The organism is Crystallibacter degradans, assembly GCF_012952295.1.
GTDB classification, from domain to species: domain Bacteria; phylum Actinomycetota; class Actinomycetes; order Actinomycetales; family Micrococcaceae; genus Crystallibacter; species Crystallibacter degradans.
Genome location: NZ_JABBCH010000003.1, coordinates 64485 through 78943, shown reverse-complemented (window position 1 = coordinate 78943; position 14459 = coordinate 64485). Strand labels below are relative to the sequence as shown.

19 protein-coding genes are annotated in these 14459 nt (G+C 61.9%); 17 read left to right on the top strand and 2 right to left on the bottom strand.

Going from position 1 to position 14459, the window contains the following annotated elements:
• The first annotated feature begins 239 nt into the window (after positions 1–239).
• The 15 genes from rplN to HGO92_RS06940 all read left to right on the top strand — a co-directional run bounded on the left by rplN (position 240) and on the right by HGO92_RS06940 (position 9526).
• Positions 240–608 carry a 50S ribosomal protein L14 gene (gene rplN, locus HGO92_RS07010; RefSeq protein WP_074701295.1) on the top strand — a complete coding sequence of 123 codons (369 nt, stop codon included), beginning with the start codon at positions 240–242 and terminating at the stop codon, positions 606–608.
• Between the two features lie 3 nt (positions 609–611).
• Complete coding sequence (gene rplX, locus HGO92_RS07005) at positions 612–980, top strand: 50S ribosomal protein L24 (RefSeq protein ID WP_074701296.1); 369 nt, start codon at positions 612–614, stop codon at positions 978–980.
• Positions 980–1549, top strand: a complete 570-nt coding sequence (gene rplE, locus HGO92_RS07000) for a 50S ribosomal protein L5 (RefSeq protein ID WP_074701297.1) — start codon at positions 980–982, stop codon at positions 1547–1549. Before rplX ends, rplE begins: the two co-directional genes overlap by 1 nt.
• A gap of 82 nt (positions 1550–1631) precedes the next feature.
• Positions 1632–2030, top strand: a complete 399-nt coding sequence (gene rpsH / locus HGO92_RS06995; RefSeq protein ID WP_074701298.1) for a 30S ribosomal protein S8 — start codon at positions 1632–1634, stop codon at positions 2028–2030.
• An 18-nt stretch (positions 2031–2048) separates the two neighbouring features.
• A complete protein-coding gene (rplF, locus tag HGO92_RS06990; protein ID WP_169993229.1) occupies positions 2049–2585 on the top strand; it encodes a 50S ribosomal protein L6 in 537 nt (178 codons plus the stop codon).
• A 2-nt stretch (positions 2586–2587) separates the two neighbouring features.
• Positions 2588–2959 (top strand): 50S ribosomal protein L18, encoded by a 372-nt coding sequence (gene rplR, locus HGO92_RS06985; RefSeq protein WP_074701300.1) that lies wholly within the window; start codon positions 2588–2590, stop codon positions 2957–2959.
• A complete protein-coding gene (gene rpsE / locus HGO92_RS06980) occupies positions 2956–3672 on the top strand; it encodes a 30S ribosomal protein S5 (protein WP_169993227.1) in 717 nt (238 codons plus the stop codon). The genes rplR and rpsE overlap by 4 nt, the downstream gene beginning before the upstream one ends.
• Positions 3672–3890, top strand: coding sequence for a 50S ribosomal protein L30 (gene rpmD, locus HGO92_RS06975; protein WP_139005753.1), 219 nt, complete (start codon positions 3672–3674; stop codon positions 3888–3890). The genes rpsE and rpmD overlap by 1 nt, the downstream gene beginning before the upstream one ends.
• Positions 3891–3892: 2 nt before the next feature.
• Entirely contained in the window at positions 3893–4348 is a 456-nt protein-coding gene (rplO, locus tag HGO92_RS06970) for a 50S ribosomal protein L15 (protein ID WP_169993225.1), read from the top strand.
• Between the two features lie 198 nt (positions 4349–4546).
• A complete protein-coding gene (secY, locus tag HGO92_RS06965; RefSeq protein WP_169993223.1) occupies positions 4547–5860 on the top strand; it encodes a preprotein translocase subunit SecY in 1314 nt (437 codons plus the stop codon).
• Entirely contained in the window at positions 5857–6432 is a 576-nt protein-coding gene (locus tag HGO92_RS06960) for an adenylate kinase (protein ID WP_169993222.1), read from the top strand. Before secY ends, HGO92_RS06960 begins: the two co-directional genes overlap by 4 nt.
• A gap of 100 nt (positions 6433–6532) precedes the next feature.
• The gene (map, locus tag HGO92_RS06955) at positions 6533–7360 is read left to right on the top strand and encodes a type I methionyl aminopeptidase (protein WP_169993220.1); all 828 of its coding nucleotides are present in this window, start codon (positions 6533–6535) and stop codon (positions 7358–7360) included.
• Positions 7361–7700: 340 nt separating this feature from the next.
• A complete protein-coding gene (locus HGO92_RS06950; protein ID WP_169993219.1) occupies positions 7701–8387 on the top strand; it encodes a beta/gamma crystallin family protein in 687 nt (228 codons plus the stop codon).
• On the top strand, positions 8388–8984 hold the full coding sequence (locus HGO92_RS06945) for an RNA polymerase sigma factor (RefSeq protein ID WP_169993217.1): 597 nt from the start codon (positions 8388–8390) through the stop codon (positions 8982–8984). It abuts the gene before it with no gap.
• A gap of 2 nt (positions 8985–8986) precedes the next feature.
• A complete protein-coding gene (locus HGO92_RS06940; RefSeq protein ID WP_169993215.1) occupies positions 8987–9526 on the top strand; it encodes a hypothetical protein in 540 nt (179 codons plus the stop codon).
• A 1-nt stretch (position 9527) separates the two neighbouring features.
• Here HGO92_RS06940 and HGO92_RS06935 read toward each other — a convergent pair whose 3' ends face one another.
• Positions 9528–10793: a multidrug effflux MFS transporter gene (locus HGO92_RS06935; protein ID WP_169993213.1), complete on the bottom strand. Its 1266-nt coding sequence runs from the start codon at positions 10791–10793 to the stop codon at positions 9528–9530.
• Positions 10794–10884: 91 nt separating this feature from the next.
• Here HGO92_RS06935 and HGO92_RS06930 point away from each other — a divergent pair, with 91 nt between their 5' ends.
• Positions 10885–11352, top strand: coding sequence for a MarR family winged helix-turn-helix transcriptional regulator (locus HGO92_RS06930; protein ID WP_169993211.1), 468 nt, complete (start codon positions 10885–10887; stop codon positions 11350–11352).
• Between the two features lie 24 nt (positions 11353–11376).
• Here HGO92_RS06930 and HGO92_RS06925 read toward each other — a convergent pair whose 3' ends face one another.
• Positions 11377–13476 carry a restriction endonuclease gene (locus HGO92_RS06925; RefSeq protein WP_169993209.1) on the bottom strand — a complete coding sequence of 700 codons (2100 nt, stop codon included), beginning with the start codon at positions 13474–13476 and terminating at the stop codon, positions 11377–11379.
• Between the two features lie 169 nt (positions 13477–13645).
• Between HGO92_RS06925 and HGO92_RS06920 the strand changes: the two genes are divergently transcribed.
• Positions 13646–14452 carry a phosphotransferase enzyme family protein gene (locus HGO92_RS06920; protein ID WP_205834269.1) on the top strand — a complete coding sequence of 269 codons (807 nt, stop codon included), beginning with the start codon at positions 13646–13648 and terminating at the stop codon, positions 14450–14452.
• Positions 14453–14459 lie beyond the last annotated feature (7 nt).

Sequence of the window (14459 nt, the reverse complement as noted above, 5' to 3'; positions counted from 1 at the left end):
TAGTTCTCGGGAAAAACCGGTGAATTTCGCGTCTGGGGTGTCTTAGTAATAAACTAGTAATCTTGCCTGTGCCGTTTGGAAAGACTATCCACCTTTCCGTATGGACAGAATAGGCAAATTCCCACTTCCGCCTTCGGTCCGCACTTGCGCGCGGGCAGGGGGAGCACGGGGTGGGGGTATCCCATATCCGTTCCGCAAGGCTCACATGATGAGAACCAGCGCGACGACAGGAGTAATAAGTGATTCAGCAGGAGTCGCGGCTTAAGGTCGCCGACAACACGGGTGCCAAGGAAATCTTGACCATCCGCGTTCTCGGTGGATCCGGACGTCGCTACGCAGGCATTGGCGACGTGATCGTTGCCACCGTCAAGGACGCAATTCCCGGCGGCAACGTCAAGAAGGGTGACATCGTCAAAGCTGTCATCGTTCGTACCAAGAAGGAACGCCGTCGTGTGGACGGTTCCTACATCAAGTTCGATGAAAACGCTGCAGTGATCCTGAAGAACGACGGCGACCCCCGCGGTACCCGTATCTTCGGCCCGGTTGGCCGTGAGCTTCGCGATAAGAAGTTCATGAAGATCATCTCGCTTGCTCCGGAGGTGCTGTAGTTCATGGCTGCAAAGTTCAAGATCAAGAAGGGTGACCTGGTTCAGGTCATCACCGGTGCCAAGCAGGAACGCGGCGGCGACCGCGGCAAGCAGGGCAAGGTCCTCAAGGTTTTCCCGGAGACCAACCGCGTACTGGTTGAAGGCGTAAACACCGTCACCAAGCACACCAAGGTCGGTCAGTCGCAGCGCGGCACGAAGACCGGTGGCATCGAGACCGTAGAGGCCCCGCTGCACATCTCCAACGTTGCCGTTGTTGACCCCGAGACCAAAAAGCCGACCCGCGTTGGCTACCGCACCGAGACCGTCGAGCGTGATGGCCGTGAGCGCACTGTGCGTATCCGCGTTGCCAAGAGCTCCGGGAAGGATCTGTAATGACTGAGACCGTCACCAAGATCGTCCCCCGTCTGAAGACCCGTTACGCAGAAGAGATCAAGCAGACTCTGCGCGACGAGTTCAATTACGTCAACGTCAACCAGGTTCCGCGCCTTGTCAAGGTTGTTGTGAACATGGGTGTTGGAGATGCCGCCAAGGACTCCAAGCTCATTGACGGTGCAGTGCGCGATCTGACCCAGATCACCGGCCAGAAGCCCCAGGTCACCAAGGCCCGCAAGTCGATCGCACAGTTCAAGCTGCGCGAAGGCATGCCGATCGGTGCGCACGCAACACTGCGCGGCGACCGCATGTGGGAATTCGTTGACCGCCTGGTCAGCCTGGCACTGCCCCGTATCCGCGACTTCCGCGGCCTCAACGGCAAGCAGTTCGATGGCAATGGTAACTACACCTTCGGTCTGACCGAACAGGCGATGTTCCACGAGATCGATCAGGACAAGATCGACCGCGTCCGCGGTATGGATATCACTGTAGTGACTACCGCAAAGACTGACGACGAGGGTCGTGCGCTGCTCAAGGCGCTTGGCTTCCCGTTCAAGACCGAAGATTAATTCAACTACGTAAAAGGTCCCGTTCCGCTGGTTGAGCCTGCCGGAACAAGGAAACCGTTACGAGGAAGGGCAAGAGCCCACAATGACTATGACAGATCCTGTCGCAGACATGCTGACTCGTCTGCGCAATGCAAACTCGGCTTACCACGAATCCGTGTCCATGCCGTACAGCAAACTCAAGGCACGCGTTGCCGACATCCTGAAGGAGCAAGGCTACATCGCCGGCTGGAAGGAAGAGGAAGCTGAGGTTGGCAAGAAGCTGACCATCGAACTGAAGTTCGGCCCGAGCCGCGAGCGTTCTATCGCCGGTATCCGCCGCATTTCCAAGCCCGGTCTCCGCGTTTACGCGAAGTCCACCAACCTGCCGCACGTGCTGGGTGGCCTGGGTATCGCAATCCTGTCCACCTCTTCCGGGCTGATGACTGATCGTCAGGCCGGCAAGAAGGGCGTGGGCGGCGAAGTCCTCGCTTACGTCTGGTAACGGAAAGGAAGAGATAAAATGTCACGTATTGGACGTCTCCCCATCACCGTTCCCGCCGGCGTAGAGGTTAAGGTCGACGGCAACGTTGTCTCCGTCAAGGGCACCAAGGGAGAACTGACCCACGCGGTTGCTTCCCCGATTCAGGTGGCCCTGGACGAGAGCACGCTGACCGTGTCCCGCCCGAACGACGAGCGCGAATCCCGGTCCCTCCACGGCCTGACCCGCACCCTGATCAACAACATGATCATCGGTGTGACCGAAGGCTACAAGAAGAACCTCGAGATTGTTGGAACCGGTTACCGCGTACAGGCCAAGGGCTCGGACCTCGAGTTCGCCCTGGGCTACAGCCACCCGGTTGCCATCAAGGCACCCGAAGGCATCACCTTTGCAGTAGAGGGTCCGACCAAGCTCTCTGTATCGGGAATCAATAAGCAGCAGGTCGGCGAGGTTGCTGCCAACATCCGCAAGCTGCGGAAGCCGGACCCCTACAAGGGCAAGGGCATCCGTTACGCAGGCGAGCAGATCCGCCGCAAGGTCGGAAAGGCTGGTAAGTAACCATGGCTCTCGGAATTAAGGGTAAGAGCAAGTCCGCTGCACGCGGCCGCCGCCACCTGCGCGTCCGTAAGCGCATCACCGGCAGCGCGGTCCGTCCGCGTCTGGTAGTCAACCGCTCCGCACGCCACGTATTCGTCCAGGTTGTCGATGACAGCAAGGGCATCACCGTGGCTTCGGCTTCCACCATGGAAGCTGATCTGCGCGGATTCGAAGGCGACAAGACCGCTAAGTCCAAGCGCGTTGGCGAGCTCGTAGCCGAGCGCGCCAAGGCTGCCGGCATCGAGGCCGTTGTCTTCGACCGTGGTGGTAACAAGTACCACGGCCGTGTCGCAGCTGTTGCCGAAGGCGCACGTGAAGGTGGGCTGGCACTGTGACCGCAGAGAATAACGAAAAGGATACTCAGGTGACTGAAGCAACTGAGACCACCGCAGCCGCGGGTACCGCCGATAAAGCTGCTTCTTCCCAGGATGACCGCCGCGGCGGCCGTCGTGGAGAGCGTGGCGACCGCGGTGGCCGTGGCGAGCGTGGTGGCCGTGGTGGCCGCGACAACGCACGCGACGCCGAGAAGGACAAGTACCTCGAGCGCGTCGTCACCATCAACCGTGTTTCCAAGGTCGTCAAGGGTGGTCGTCGCTTCAGCTTCACCGCTCTGGTAGTTGTCGGCGACGGCAACGGCCTGGTCGGCGTTGGTTACGGCAAGGCGAAGGAAGTTCCCGCAGCAATCGCCAAGGGTGTTGAAGAAGCCAAGAAGTCCTTCTTCCGCGTCCCGATCATCGGCGGCACGGTGCCTCACCGTGTCCAGGGTGAGGCCGCTGCAGGCGTCGTCATGCTCCGTCCGGCCGCTGCCGGTACCGGTGTTATCGCCGGTGGCCCGGTCCGCGCCGTACTCGAGTGTGCCGGTGTCCACGATGTGCTCTCGAAGTCGCTCGGCTCGGCCAACGCGATCAACATTGTGCACGCAACGGTAGACGCACTGCGCCGTCTCGAAGAGCCTCAGGCAGTAGCAGCCCGTCGTGGCCTGCCGCTGGATGAGGTTGTTCCTCCGATCCTGCTCCGCGCAATGCAGCAGCAAAAGGCAGGTGCGTAATGATCCAGACGACTCGTAACAACTTGGTTGCGTCTGATGCACAGTTGGAAATCACCCAGATTAAGTCCGTCATTGGCGGCAAGCAGAATCAGCGCGACACGCTGCGTTCATTGGGCCTGAAGCGTATCGGACACACCGTTGTCCGTAACGCCGATGCCGTGACCGTGGGCATGCTCAACACTGTTTCTCACCTGGTAAAGGTCGAGGAGGCGAAGTAGAGATGGCAGAAGAGAACAACACTCTGAAGGTCCACCACCTGCGTCCTGCCCCCGGTGCCAAGACCGCCAAGACCCGTGTTGGTCGTGGTGAAGGCTCCAAGGGTAAGACTGCCGGCCGTGGTACCAAGGGTACGAAGGCGCGCTACCAGGTCAAGGCAGGATTTGCGGGCGGCCAGCTGCCGCTGCACATGCGCCTGCCGAAGCTGCGTGGCTTCAAGAACCCGTACAAGGTGGAATTCCAGGTTGTGAACCTGGATAAGCTCAACGAGCTGTTCCCCGAGGGTGGCGAGGTCACCGTGGATAACCTGGTCGAAAAGGGCGCGGTTCGCAAGAACCAGCTCGTCAAGGTTCTGGGCACCGGCGACATCACCGTCAAGGTTGATGTGAAGGCTCACGCCTTCTCCGCCAGTGCTGCTGAGAAGATTGCCGCCGCCGGCGGTTCCGTCACGGAGCTGTAGCCAAACGGCTTCGGTAGTGATCTCTCACAACCAATGACTAAACTCTTGGTGGTCGGTGTATTCCGGCCACCAAGAGTTTCGTTGGGTTAAAGGCAGTTTACTTTTTAGTCCGCGAGTTATTCCGGACGCGGCCGAGCAGATAGACTCGGTTCTTGTGCATCGCCGCTCGGCGGCATCAAAGACTTTTCAGGAGGACGCTTGCTCAGCGCAATTGGCCGGGTTTTCCGGACGCCGGACCTGCGGCGCAAGTTGTTGTTCACCCTCGGTATCATCACCATCTACCGCCTGGGTGCCTTCATCCCTGCCCCCGGTGTTGATTACGGAAACGTGCAGCAATGCTTGGCGCTCGGCAACACCAGCGGCGGGCTGTACCAGTTCGTCAACCTCTTCAGCGGCGGCGCCCTGCTACAGGTGTCCATCTTTGCCCTCGGCATCATGCCGTACATTACGGCGAGCATCATCGTGCAGTTGCTGCGGGTGGTCATTCCCCGCTTCCAGGAGCTGCATCAGGAAGGCGCGCAGGGTCAGTCCAAGCTGACCCAGTACACCCGCTACCTGACCATAGCCCTTGGCCTGCTCAACGGCACCACACTCGTCTCGCTGGCCCGCTCCGGCGCCCTCCTGGGCGACTGCCCGGTGCCGATCATCCCGGAAGACAGCCTGATGGTTATCGTGCTGCTCATCCTGACCCTGACGGCCGGTACCGGCCTGATCATGTGGATGGGCGAACTGGTCACGGAAAAGGGCGTCGGCAACGGCATGTCCCTGCTGATCTTCGTTTCCATCGCCGCAGGCTTCCCGAGCTCGCTGGGTGAAATCCTGCGCGCACAGGGCGTCAACATCTTCATCGGCGTGATCATCATCGGCCTCTTCACCGTGGCCGCGGTCATCTTCGTGGAGCAGTCCCAGCGCCGCATCCCGGTCCAGTACGCCAAGCGTATGATCGGCCGCCGCACGCTGGGCGGCACCAGCACCTACATTCCGATCAAGGTGAACATGGCCGGCGTTATCCCGGTCATCTTCGCTTCGTCGATGCTCTACCTGCCCTCGCTGGTAGCCCAGTTCAACACCCCGACGGACGGCACCACCCCGCCGCCGGAATGGGTCAACTGGATCAACACCTTCCTGGTCAGCGGCGACCACCCGGTCTACATGGCCGTGTACTTCGGCCTGATCGTTTTCTTCACATACTTCTATGTGGCCATCACCTTCAACCCTGAAGAAGTGGCGGACAACATGAAGAAGTACGGCGGTTTCATCCCGGGGATCCGGGCCGGCCGCCCCACCGAGGAATACCTCTCCTACGTGCTGTCCCGGATTACCCTTCCGGGCGCGCTCTACCTCGGCGTGATTTCTCTGATTCCGCTGATCGCCCTGGTGCTGATCAACGCGAACCAGAACTTCCCGTTTGGCGGCGTCTCGATCCTCATCATGGTTGGTGTTGGTCTGGAAACCGTGAAACAGATAAATGCCCAGCTACAGCAACGTCACTATGAAGGACTACTGCGATGACAAAGATGCTCATTATCGGCCCGCCCGGATCCGGCAAAGGAACCCAGGCATCACGTATCTCCGAGCGGCTGGGCATCGTCGCCATTTCCACCGGTGATATCTTCCGCGCCAACGTCAAGGAAGAGACCCCGCTGGGCCTCGAAGCCAAGAAGTACATCGACAACGGCGACTTCGTCCCGGACAGCGTCACCAACAACATGGTTCGCGACCGCCTTTCCAAGGACGACGTCGAACCGGGCTTCCTCCTCGATGGCTACCCGCGGACCACGGCACAGGTGGATGAGCTGGACAGCATCCTGGCCGAGAGCGAAGACCAGCTGGACGTTGTCCTGCAGTTGACTGCCGACGACGAGGAACTGGTCAAGCGCCTGCTGGGCCGCGCGGAGCAGGAAGGCCGCGCCGATGACAACGAAACCGTCATCCGGCACCGTCTGGACCTGTACCACGAGCAGACCGAGGCAGTCGTCTCCCGCTACCAGGGACGCGGCATCGTGACCAAGGTAGACGGACTGGGCGCCATCGACGATGTCACCAACCGCATTATGGACGCGCTTAAGAGCGTTACCGCTTAGTCAACGGAGCTGCCGCTCCAACCTAGGCCCAGGCCCTGATCCTTCGGATTCGTTGGACGGGGCCTGCGGCATTTCGCAGAACAGAAGGAACACAGAAACCATGGCATTCGGCCAGCCCAGCATCGAGTACAAGACCAAGGACCAGATCCGCAAAATGCGCAAAGCGGGTCTGGTGGTCAGCCGCGCCCTCGACGCTGCGGTGGCCGCCGCCGTCGTTGGTGCCACCACCAGCGATGTGGACGCTGCCTTCGAAGCCGTGATCAATGAGGCCGGCGCCAAGAGCAACTTCAAGGGCTACCACGGATTCCCGGCCACCGTCTGCGTTTCGGTGAACGAGGAAGTTGTCCACGGCATCCCCGGCCCCAGGGTTCTCCAGGACGGGGACATCCTCTCCATCGACGGCGGCTGCAGCATCGACGGCTGGCACGGGGACTCCGCACGGGGCGTCATCGTGGGTACGGCCGATCCCGAAGACCAGCGGCTCTCCGACGTGACCGAGGAGGCCATGTGGCGGGGGATCGCTGCCCTGGCCAACGGCTCGCGCGTCGGCGACATCGGCAACGCCATCGATGACTACGTCAGCAGCGTCGAGGGCAAGCCGCTGGGCATCCTCGAGGACTACGTGGGCCACGGCATCGGCACCGCCATGCACCAGGCGCCGGACGTGCTGAACTACCGCACCGGCCACCGCGGGCCGAAGATCCGTCCGGGCCTGTGCCTGGCCATCGAACCCATGCTGGTCCGCGGAGACATCGAGACCAAAACCTTGGACGATGACTGGACCGTCGTCACCACCGACGCCTCGCGCTCATGCCAGTGGGAACACACGGTAGCCGTGCACGACAAGGGCATCTGGGTTCTCACCGCCGAAGATGGTGGCGCTGCCAAACTGGCGCCGCTGGGCGTCACACCGGTTCCGCTGGACTGACCGGCCCCAATTTTCAAGCGAACGACGGCGGCCGTTGGCTGGCCTTCGAGCGTTACGTTCCGCGGGTCTCGCCCGGGATGAAAAAACTTTCATTCCAGGCGAGACCTTTTGCGTCCCCGGCACATTAAGCAAGTAGATGGCCCGCAAGGGACCTGATTCCGGCTGAGGAACGAACGGCCTTGGCCCGTCAGGATGCATTGCATGGAGAGAGGGTCATCGAGGGTATGGCCGCGGGGCGGTGGGAGCGAACGGCTCACCGCTCCGTTGGCCGGCCACACCCTTTTCCTTCCAATCCACAGGGCTTTAGGAGCCCGGGAAGGGGCTCTTATATGGTGGAATTATGGGCCGCAAAGTACTGAAACAGCGCAAGCATGCCGTCTTCGCGGCAGTGATCACAGCAGGACTGATGGGAATAGGCGCCGTTCCGGCGGTCGCCGCCAGCCCGGCTCCCGCCGGAACCTCGGAGACAACCTCGGTTCAGCAGTCCACCGGGGCGGAACATTGCTGGTTCAACGCCGCTACCTCCGCGTCCGAATGCTATGGAACTGAAGCCGCATTGGACACGGCGCTGGAGCAGCTCGGTGTGGACCAGCAGGCCACAAGGACCCAGACGATGGAGCCGGCAGCGGCCACGCAGCGAACCGTCGAACCGGCCGCGGCATCGCTGGCAACAGCAGAGCCCGCGATGGCAACCCAGCCAGCAGCTGAGCCGGCGCCCGTGACCGAGGAGGCGCCGTCGTCGTCGTCGTTGGTTACGGCGGGAATTGTGTACGCGAACGCTGGGTACTCCGGCGCCTCATACCGGATCCTGAACTACGGGGGCTGCTCCGCAGGCGGCTCGGCCTTCATCAATCTGGCCGATGTCGGTTGGAATGACCGGGTGACATCCTTCCGCGGCTACAACGGCTGCACGGTGCGGCTGCACGAAAACCGCGACGGCGAAGGGGCGACCTATGGTGACTACCGGTTCTCGAGCTGGATCGGTGCCTTCAATGACCGGGCTTCGTCAGCCAGTTTCTTCGGCTAAATGGCAGCCAATGACGAGCCGGCGGCCGAAGCGCCGCCGGATGAGTCCGCGCTGCTCCGGCGGTGCGGGCGCAGGGACGAAGACGCGTTCGGTGTGCTCTACGATCGCCATGCCGACGGTGTGCTGCGGTACCTGGGCAGGATCACCGGCGACGTCGGGGCCGCGGAGGAGCTGGCGCAGGAAACGTTCTTCCTCATGTGGGAGAAGGCGAAGCGGATCAAGTGCATCAACGGCTCTGTCTTTCCGTGGCTTTACACCACAGCCAAATACTTGGCGGCGAACCACCTGCGCAAAAAGGGCAATCAGCACATGCTGGACATCGACCGGTTGGACATCGGGCGCGTTCTTGCCGAGGTCTCGACCGAAGAGAAAGTCATCGCGCAGGACACCCTCAACCGGGTCCACCGCGCGGTGTCGGCCATGCCGGAAGCAGACCAGCGGATCTTCCTGGTCCACTTCGTCGGCGGCCGCCCGCACGGTGATATTGCCAAGGAACTCGGCCTGACCAAGGCCGCGGTCAAGAACCGGGTGCTGCGCCTGCGCACCCGGCTGAAGAACCAGTTTTCGGACGTGCTCACAGCGGAAGAAGGTGAATAGGAATGGACGAACTCCAGGTCAGTAAAGCGCGGGTGCGCTCGGCGCTGAGTGCCCGGATTACGCAGGACATCGCCCGCCACAAACGACGACGGCGGGTGCTCACCGCCGCGGTCGCCGTGCCGGTGCTGGCCGGTTCCGCCACCGCGGGCTTTGCCATTCTGAACCTCACCGACGACCAGAAGCGCTTCACCGCCATCTGCTACATGGGCTCCACACCCGATGTCCCGCAGCAGGAGGCCGGCTTTGCCAGCGGCGGCGAGATAGTGGGCACCAATCCGGACGGCAGCGTCATGGTGGACCTGTCCGGCGTGCCGCAGCGGATCGACCCGCAGGAACTCTGCGGGGCACTCTGGAGCGAAGCACCGCTGGAAGGGCAGGACCAGCAGTCGCCGGGAAACGAGCCGCCGGCCATGGTGACCTGCATCCGGGACGACTGGCGCTACGCCGTCTTCGCCACGCCGGACGGTCTGCCCGCCAACGTCGAGCAGTTCTGCGAAGCCATCGACATGAAGCCCGGCACCATCGACGTCACCAAGCTCTGAGTCAGCGGGCTGCCGCTTCGCTCATTTCGGGCTGGGCAGGCTCTGTTTCGGCGTCGCTCGCCTCAGTGGAGCGGCTGCAGGTCAGCAGGAAGAAGCCGGCTGCGGAGATGAGCGCGGCTAAGGCCATGGCGATCGCCATGGGGCGGGCATCGTGCTCGCCCGCCAATCCGACGAGCGGGGAAACCGCGGCGCTAAGGATGAATTGGAAAGCACCGAGGAACGCCGAGCCGGTGCCCGCGTGGTGCCGCGCTTCACCCAGGGCAAGGGCGGTGGCGTTGCCGTAGATGAACCCCAGCGAGCCTTGGAAGACGAAGAGCAGCAGCAGGGTGGGGGTCATCGCGACGCCGGTGAACACCACTGTTAGCAGGGCTAGGGTTGCCAGGACGAGGGCGATGACGCCACCGCCCAGCATCTTGCGGAAGTCCACGCGCCCGGCCAGCTTGGTGGCGATGATCGCGGAGATCATGATGGCCAGGGAATTGAGCCCGAAGACCAGCGAGTACGTGGTGGTGGACAGGCCCAGGATGTTCTGCAGGACAAACGGCGACGCCGAAATGTAGGCGAACATGGCGCCGAAGGCGAAACAGAAGGTGACCAGGTAGCCCACGTAGTTCCGGTTGGCGAGCACGGTCCTGCCGCTGCGGAGCATGGCCTTGAGCCCGCCGCCCTGGCGCTCGGACGCCAGGAGCGTTTCCTTGATGAAGCACAGTGCGGCGATGAACATCAGGGCAACCAGGAACGCAACCACCCAGAAGACACCGCGCCAGCCCAAGCCGGCGATGATGGCGCCGCCGAGCACCGGAGCCAGAACCGGAGCAATGCCAAGGATGATCATCATGACCCCCAGCACCTTGGCAGCCTGGATACCCTTGGCGGAGTCGGAGATAACGGCGCGGGCGAGCACCACGCCTGCGGCGCCGCTCAAACCCTGCACGAAGCGCGCTGTGATGAGGAGTTCGACGCTGGGCGCAACGGCAGTGCCGATGCTGGCCAGCAGGCAGATGGCAGTGCCGATCAGCAGCGGCTTCCGCCGTCCCGTGCCGTCGGACAAGGGACCGATGATTAGCTGGCCGAGCGCCAGCCCGATCAGGAACGTCGTCAGGGTCAACTGGATGCTGGTGGCCGAAGCCCCCAGGTCGCTTGCCATTTGCGGGAAGGCCGGCAGGTACATGTCGGTGGCAAGCGGGCTCACCGCGGTCAGCAGGGCCAGCACCCCGATCACCGCGCCCGTCAAACGTGGGGCATCGCGTGGGGGAGCCATGGTCATAGCGGGATTCCTAACCAGGAAGAGAATTGGGTTGGCCTCCAACTTAATTATGTTTTTATATATATATCAAGATGTGGACTAAGATTGGGCTATGCCGTTGACCACAACCAGCGTTCCCTCCCACGAATTGGGCTCGCTGCTCCACTCCCTTTCCTGGACCATCCACCGCATTCTTCCCTCGGCGGCCGGCCTTGATCCGCTGCCCACCTCCGAGCTGGTGGTGCTCATGCGCGTCCACCGGGAACCGGGCCTGACCGTTTCAGAGCTTGCCCTGCAACTGGGGTTGCGCCAGAGTAATGCCAGCGCTGCCGTGAAGGCGCTGGCTGACCGCGGGCTGGTTGAGCGGAGAACCAGCCCGACCGACCGTCGGCTGGCCTTGCTGCACCCGAGTGAAAAGGCACAGAAAAACAAGAGGCTCATTGAGGAAGCGTGGTCCGGATCCATCAGCACGGCCCTGCTGAAGCTTCCGGCCGAGCAAATCCAGGCCATCGTGGGCGCTGCCGAGGCACTCGCTGCCCTTGAAGAGGAGTTGCGGACCGAACTGGCCAACGCGCACTAATGTGGGCGTTTCACGCGCAGCGAGTTAGTTCTCCATATCAACGCGGGCGATGCTTCGTCCGAGCGCCTCAACCTTGGCTGCGACCAACCCCGGGGCATCGATCAGCCGATAGGTGATGGATCGTCCCGCACTTCCAGTCGCGTGGGCAATGGAAGCGATCAGGGGGTGTTCGAGAAATTGCAATACCTCTTCGATGTCTTTGGTTGAGGGCCGGGGGTCGATTTCGTCCCTGACGATGAGGTAGATCTGGTCCGCAGATAGGGCACCGTGCGTTACATCATCTGCTTCACGGGCTTCCTGAGCGAGCACTGCCACGACCTGAGAGAGCAGCATGATCCGGCGCTCGGCATGCGACCACCCACTTTCAAGGTCCTTTCGCGCCCCTGGGCGGGAATCCACGAGACCCAGGTAAGCAGAGGGGGACCGTGGCGTCGTTTCATGTCGTCGAAGTGTCCGGCAGAGTTCATTCACCGTGACGAGGGCAACGCCGTTTTGTTCGGCCCGAGCGCGGACACGGCCACTATCGAAACCTGGCCCGACGAGGGCGACGAAGTCGGCGTGGTGCTTCTCCTTATGCTCCGAGAGAGTGTCGAAAGAGACTGCTCCTTCATTAACCGTCCCACTGCGGGCAGCCTTCGCATCAAGAATCACCCGCACCGGTTTCCCGTCGGGATTATCGACGGTGGCGAGCACATCTGTCTTACCTCCACCTCCGATGTGCCGCGCCTCGAATCCCAGGTAGGAGAAGGATTCAGCCACAGCCTTCTCCAAACGGATCGGGGAATCGCCGGCCACTGCCGCAGATTCCAACTCGAGAGCCAATTTGTTTGCCGGCGACGGGCCGTGGTCTCTCGACGGCTGGTCAAAACCATTGGTCTCGTCGTCATACTCGTCTAAAGCAGTCTGTATAGGAATTTCGAGGGCAATGCGTTCTCCCAACGGCGTTGGCTGGTACCTCCAGTTAGCACGCTCCTCGATGAGGCCGGCTGCCTTGAGAAGCTGAAGTCGGGTTCTGACCCCTCCAACATCCACCCTTGCCATACCGTAGTGCGCGTACGCAGCCCGAGCGAGGTCGGGAGCCCTATCAAACTCTGCCAGCAACGGAATGATCTCTAGCATGAACAGGAATCTGCGGTGCAGGATGAGCACGAGGTCTAAGGTGCTTTGAGTCTCCAGCCATGCGGTGGCGGGCTCGGACGGGGAGTAAATATTAAACCCGGTCTGTTCGAGGAGGCCTGACTTATTGAGGGTTGTCATGACAGCGCTGAAGGAGCTCTCAGACAATTCGAAAGTTCTTTGTGCAAAGGCGAGTAGGTCGGCCCTTGAGATGCTTGGGGATGAAGCATTGACCAGCAGGTATAGGGATTCGACAATCTCGGTTTCACCGTTCCCGCGTGGTATGTACCCAAGGGACGAGTTTCTGCCCATCAGGACCTCCGGTGTCAGGCCCTTGACGAGCGCAGCGATCGGTTGAGGCGGCTCAGGGACGTTCGTGACGGTTGCTGCCGTCCGTGGCCTTTGCTCGGGGCCGCCAAGTTGCAAGCCAGTCACCGCCTTCCGCCCAGCGTCGGTCAATCCGATGTGCGTGTTGGTTTTGTACTCCACTAGCCCCAAAGCCGACATCCAGGTGACGCGTCTTCGGACCTGATCCAGTGTCGTCCACTGCAACTGGTACTCCCTCGCTGCCACATCCATTAGTTCTCGCACCGTCCTAGCCCCATCTGCAAGGGCATGGAGGAGTTCACCGACGAATCGCACATGACGGTGGAAGATTGCGAGGAGGTCATGGGGGTCACGTGAATACATCCATAACCGCGCCTCCTCAGATACGTCCAAGTGCTCTCGATCCAGATGGGCGATAAGCCCTGCCGGTGCGACCTGTTTCACAGCGTCACGGAGCTCGCGTTGAACTCCGTCGCCCAAGTCCACCATGGCGGCAACGCGCCCTTCCTGGGTAACGACAGCTGACAATAACGTCTCCAAGGTCTGGACCTGGTTCTTGCCACCACCTGGCATGTAGGGCATTGCAAGAATCCTAGAGGACCATGGGAGCGGGACAACTGTTGACTGTTCACTCACAACGGCCTGTTCGTTGGGCGATGATGCGACGGTATCCTCGGTCAATTCAGTTGCGCCTTTCGGTGTTCAGGGTCCAAGACAACATTAGATAATTGTGTCCTATTGCCTTCGGCGTTGTTGCTGTCGATAGGCGGACGGGGCGCTGGGCGAACGAATGGCCGTTTCAAAAGCCCCACGACGGAGCTGTGGAAGGGTTCACACGATCGAGGATCCAATGAACGACGACGGCGGGCGGCAGTTGGGGGAGGGCGGCTGGACCGAGGTGGTCAGAAACGGGGACACGGTCCGCCGTCCGGTCCGCCCGTTCACCGCTACCGTCCAGCAGTACTTGGCGCACTTGCACGCCCAAGGCTTCGAGGCCGCTCCGGTCCCGCTCGGTTACGACGACGCCGGACGGGAAGTCCTCTCCTATGTCCCGGGCGACATCCCGGTGGAACCGCTGCCCGCAGAGGCAACGGGCCCGGAGGTACTGGCCGCGCTGGCCCGGCTCATCCGCCGGTTGCATGATGCTGCACAGGGATGGGCGCCGCCGGAAGGCGCGGTGTTCGGCAGCCTCCCCGGTATCCGTCCGCCAGGCGTTAAGCCACTGTTCGCTACGCCCGAACTGGTCTCCCATCAGGACTACTGCCCGGGCAATGTCGTCTTCCGCAACGGCGTTCCGGCGGCCCTGATCGACTTCGACCTGGCCAGGCCGACTACCCGGGTCGCCGACATCGTCAACGCGCTCTACTGGTGGGCGCCGCTCCTGCATCCGACAGACCGGGGGCCCTCGCTGAAGGAAGCGGACATCCCGGCACGGGTGCGGCTGTTCGTCGACGCCTACGGCATGAACGCCGAGCAAAGAAGCCGGCTGGTTGACGTCGCCATTCAGCGCGGCCGCAACGCCTCGCTCACCGCCAAGGCTGCCGCCGACGCCGACCCTGTCTTCCGGCGCTGGTGGGACGAAGGCGTGAAGGACCGGATGCCCAGGGCCGAAGCTTGGCTCAGCGACAACGCCGATCTGATCCGGGCCGCCCTCTAGAGTGAAG

Excerpts from the sequence above, each read along its gene's own strand:
- rplX (WP_074701296.1), top strand. The coding sequence starts at position 612 with ATGGCTGCAAAGTTCAAGATCAAGAAGGGTGACCTGGTTCAGGTCATC.
- rplE (WP_074701297.1), top strand. The coding sequence starts at position 980 with ATGACTGAGACCGTCACCAAGATCGTCCCCCGTCTGAAGACCCGTTAC.
- rpsH (WP_074701298.1), top strand. The coding sequence starts at position 1,632 with ATGACTATGACAGATCCTGTCGCAGACATGCTGACTCGTCTGCGCAAT.
- rplF (WP_169993229.1), top strand. The coding sequence starts at position 2,049 with ATGTCACGTATTGGACGTCTCCCCATCACCGTTCCCGCCGGCGTAGAG.
- rplR (WP_074701300.1), top strand. The coding sequence starts at position 2,588 with ATGGCTCTCGGAATTAAGGGTAAGAGCAAGTCCGCTGCACGCGGCCGC.
- rpmD (WP_139005753.1), top strand. The coding sequence starts at position 3,672 with ATGATCCAGACGACTCGTAACAACTTGGTTGCGTCTGATGCACAGTTG.
- rplO (WP_169993225.1), top strand. The coding sequence starts at position 3,893 with ATGGCAGAAGAGAACAACACTCTGAAGGTCCACCACCTGCGTCCTGCC.
- HGO92_RS06960 (WP_169993222.1), top strand. The coding sequence starts at position 5,857 with ATGACAAAGATGCTCATTATCGGCCCGCCCGGATCCGGCAAAGGAACC.
- map (WP_169993220.1), top strand. The coding sequence starts at position 6,533 with ATGGCATTCGGCCAGCCCAGCATCGAGTACAAGACCAAGGACCAGATC.
- HGO92_RS06950 (WP_169993219.1), top strand. The coding sequence starts at position 7,701 with ATGGGCCGCAAAGTACTGAAACAGCGCAAGCATGCCGTCTTCGCGGCA.
- HGO92_RS06945 (WP_169993217.1), top strand. The coding sequence starts at position 8,388 with ATGGCAGCCAATGACGAGCCGGCGGCCGAAGCGCCGCCGGATGAGTCC.
- HGO92_RS06940 (WP_169993215.1), top strand. The coding sequence starts at position 8,987 with ATGGACGAACTCCAGGTCAGTAAAGCGCGGGTGCGCTCGGCGCTGAGT.
- HGO92_RS06935 (WP_169993213.1), bottom strand. The coding sequence starts at position 10,793 with ATGACCATGGCTCCCCCACGCGATGCCCCACGTTTGACGGGCGCGGTG.
- HGO92_RS06930 (WP_169993211.1), top strand. The coding sequence starts at position 10,885 with ATGCCGTTGACCACAACCAGCGTTCCCTCCCACGAATTGGGCTCGCTG.
- HGO92_RS06920 (WP_205834269.1), top strand. The coding sequence starts at position 13,646 with ATGAACGACGACGGCGGGCGGCAGTTGGGGGAGGGCGGCTGGACCGAG.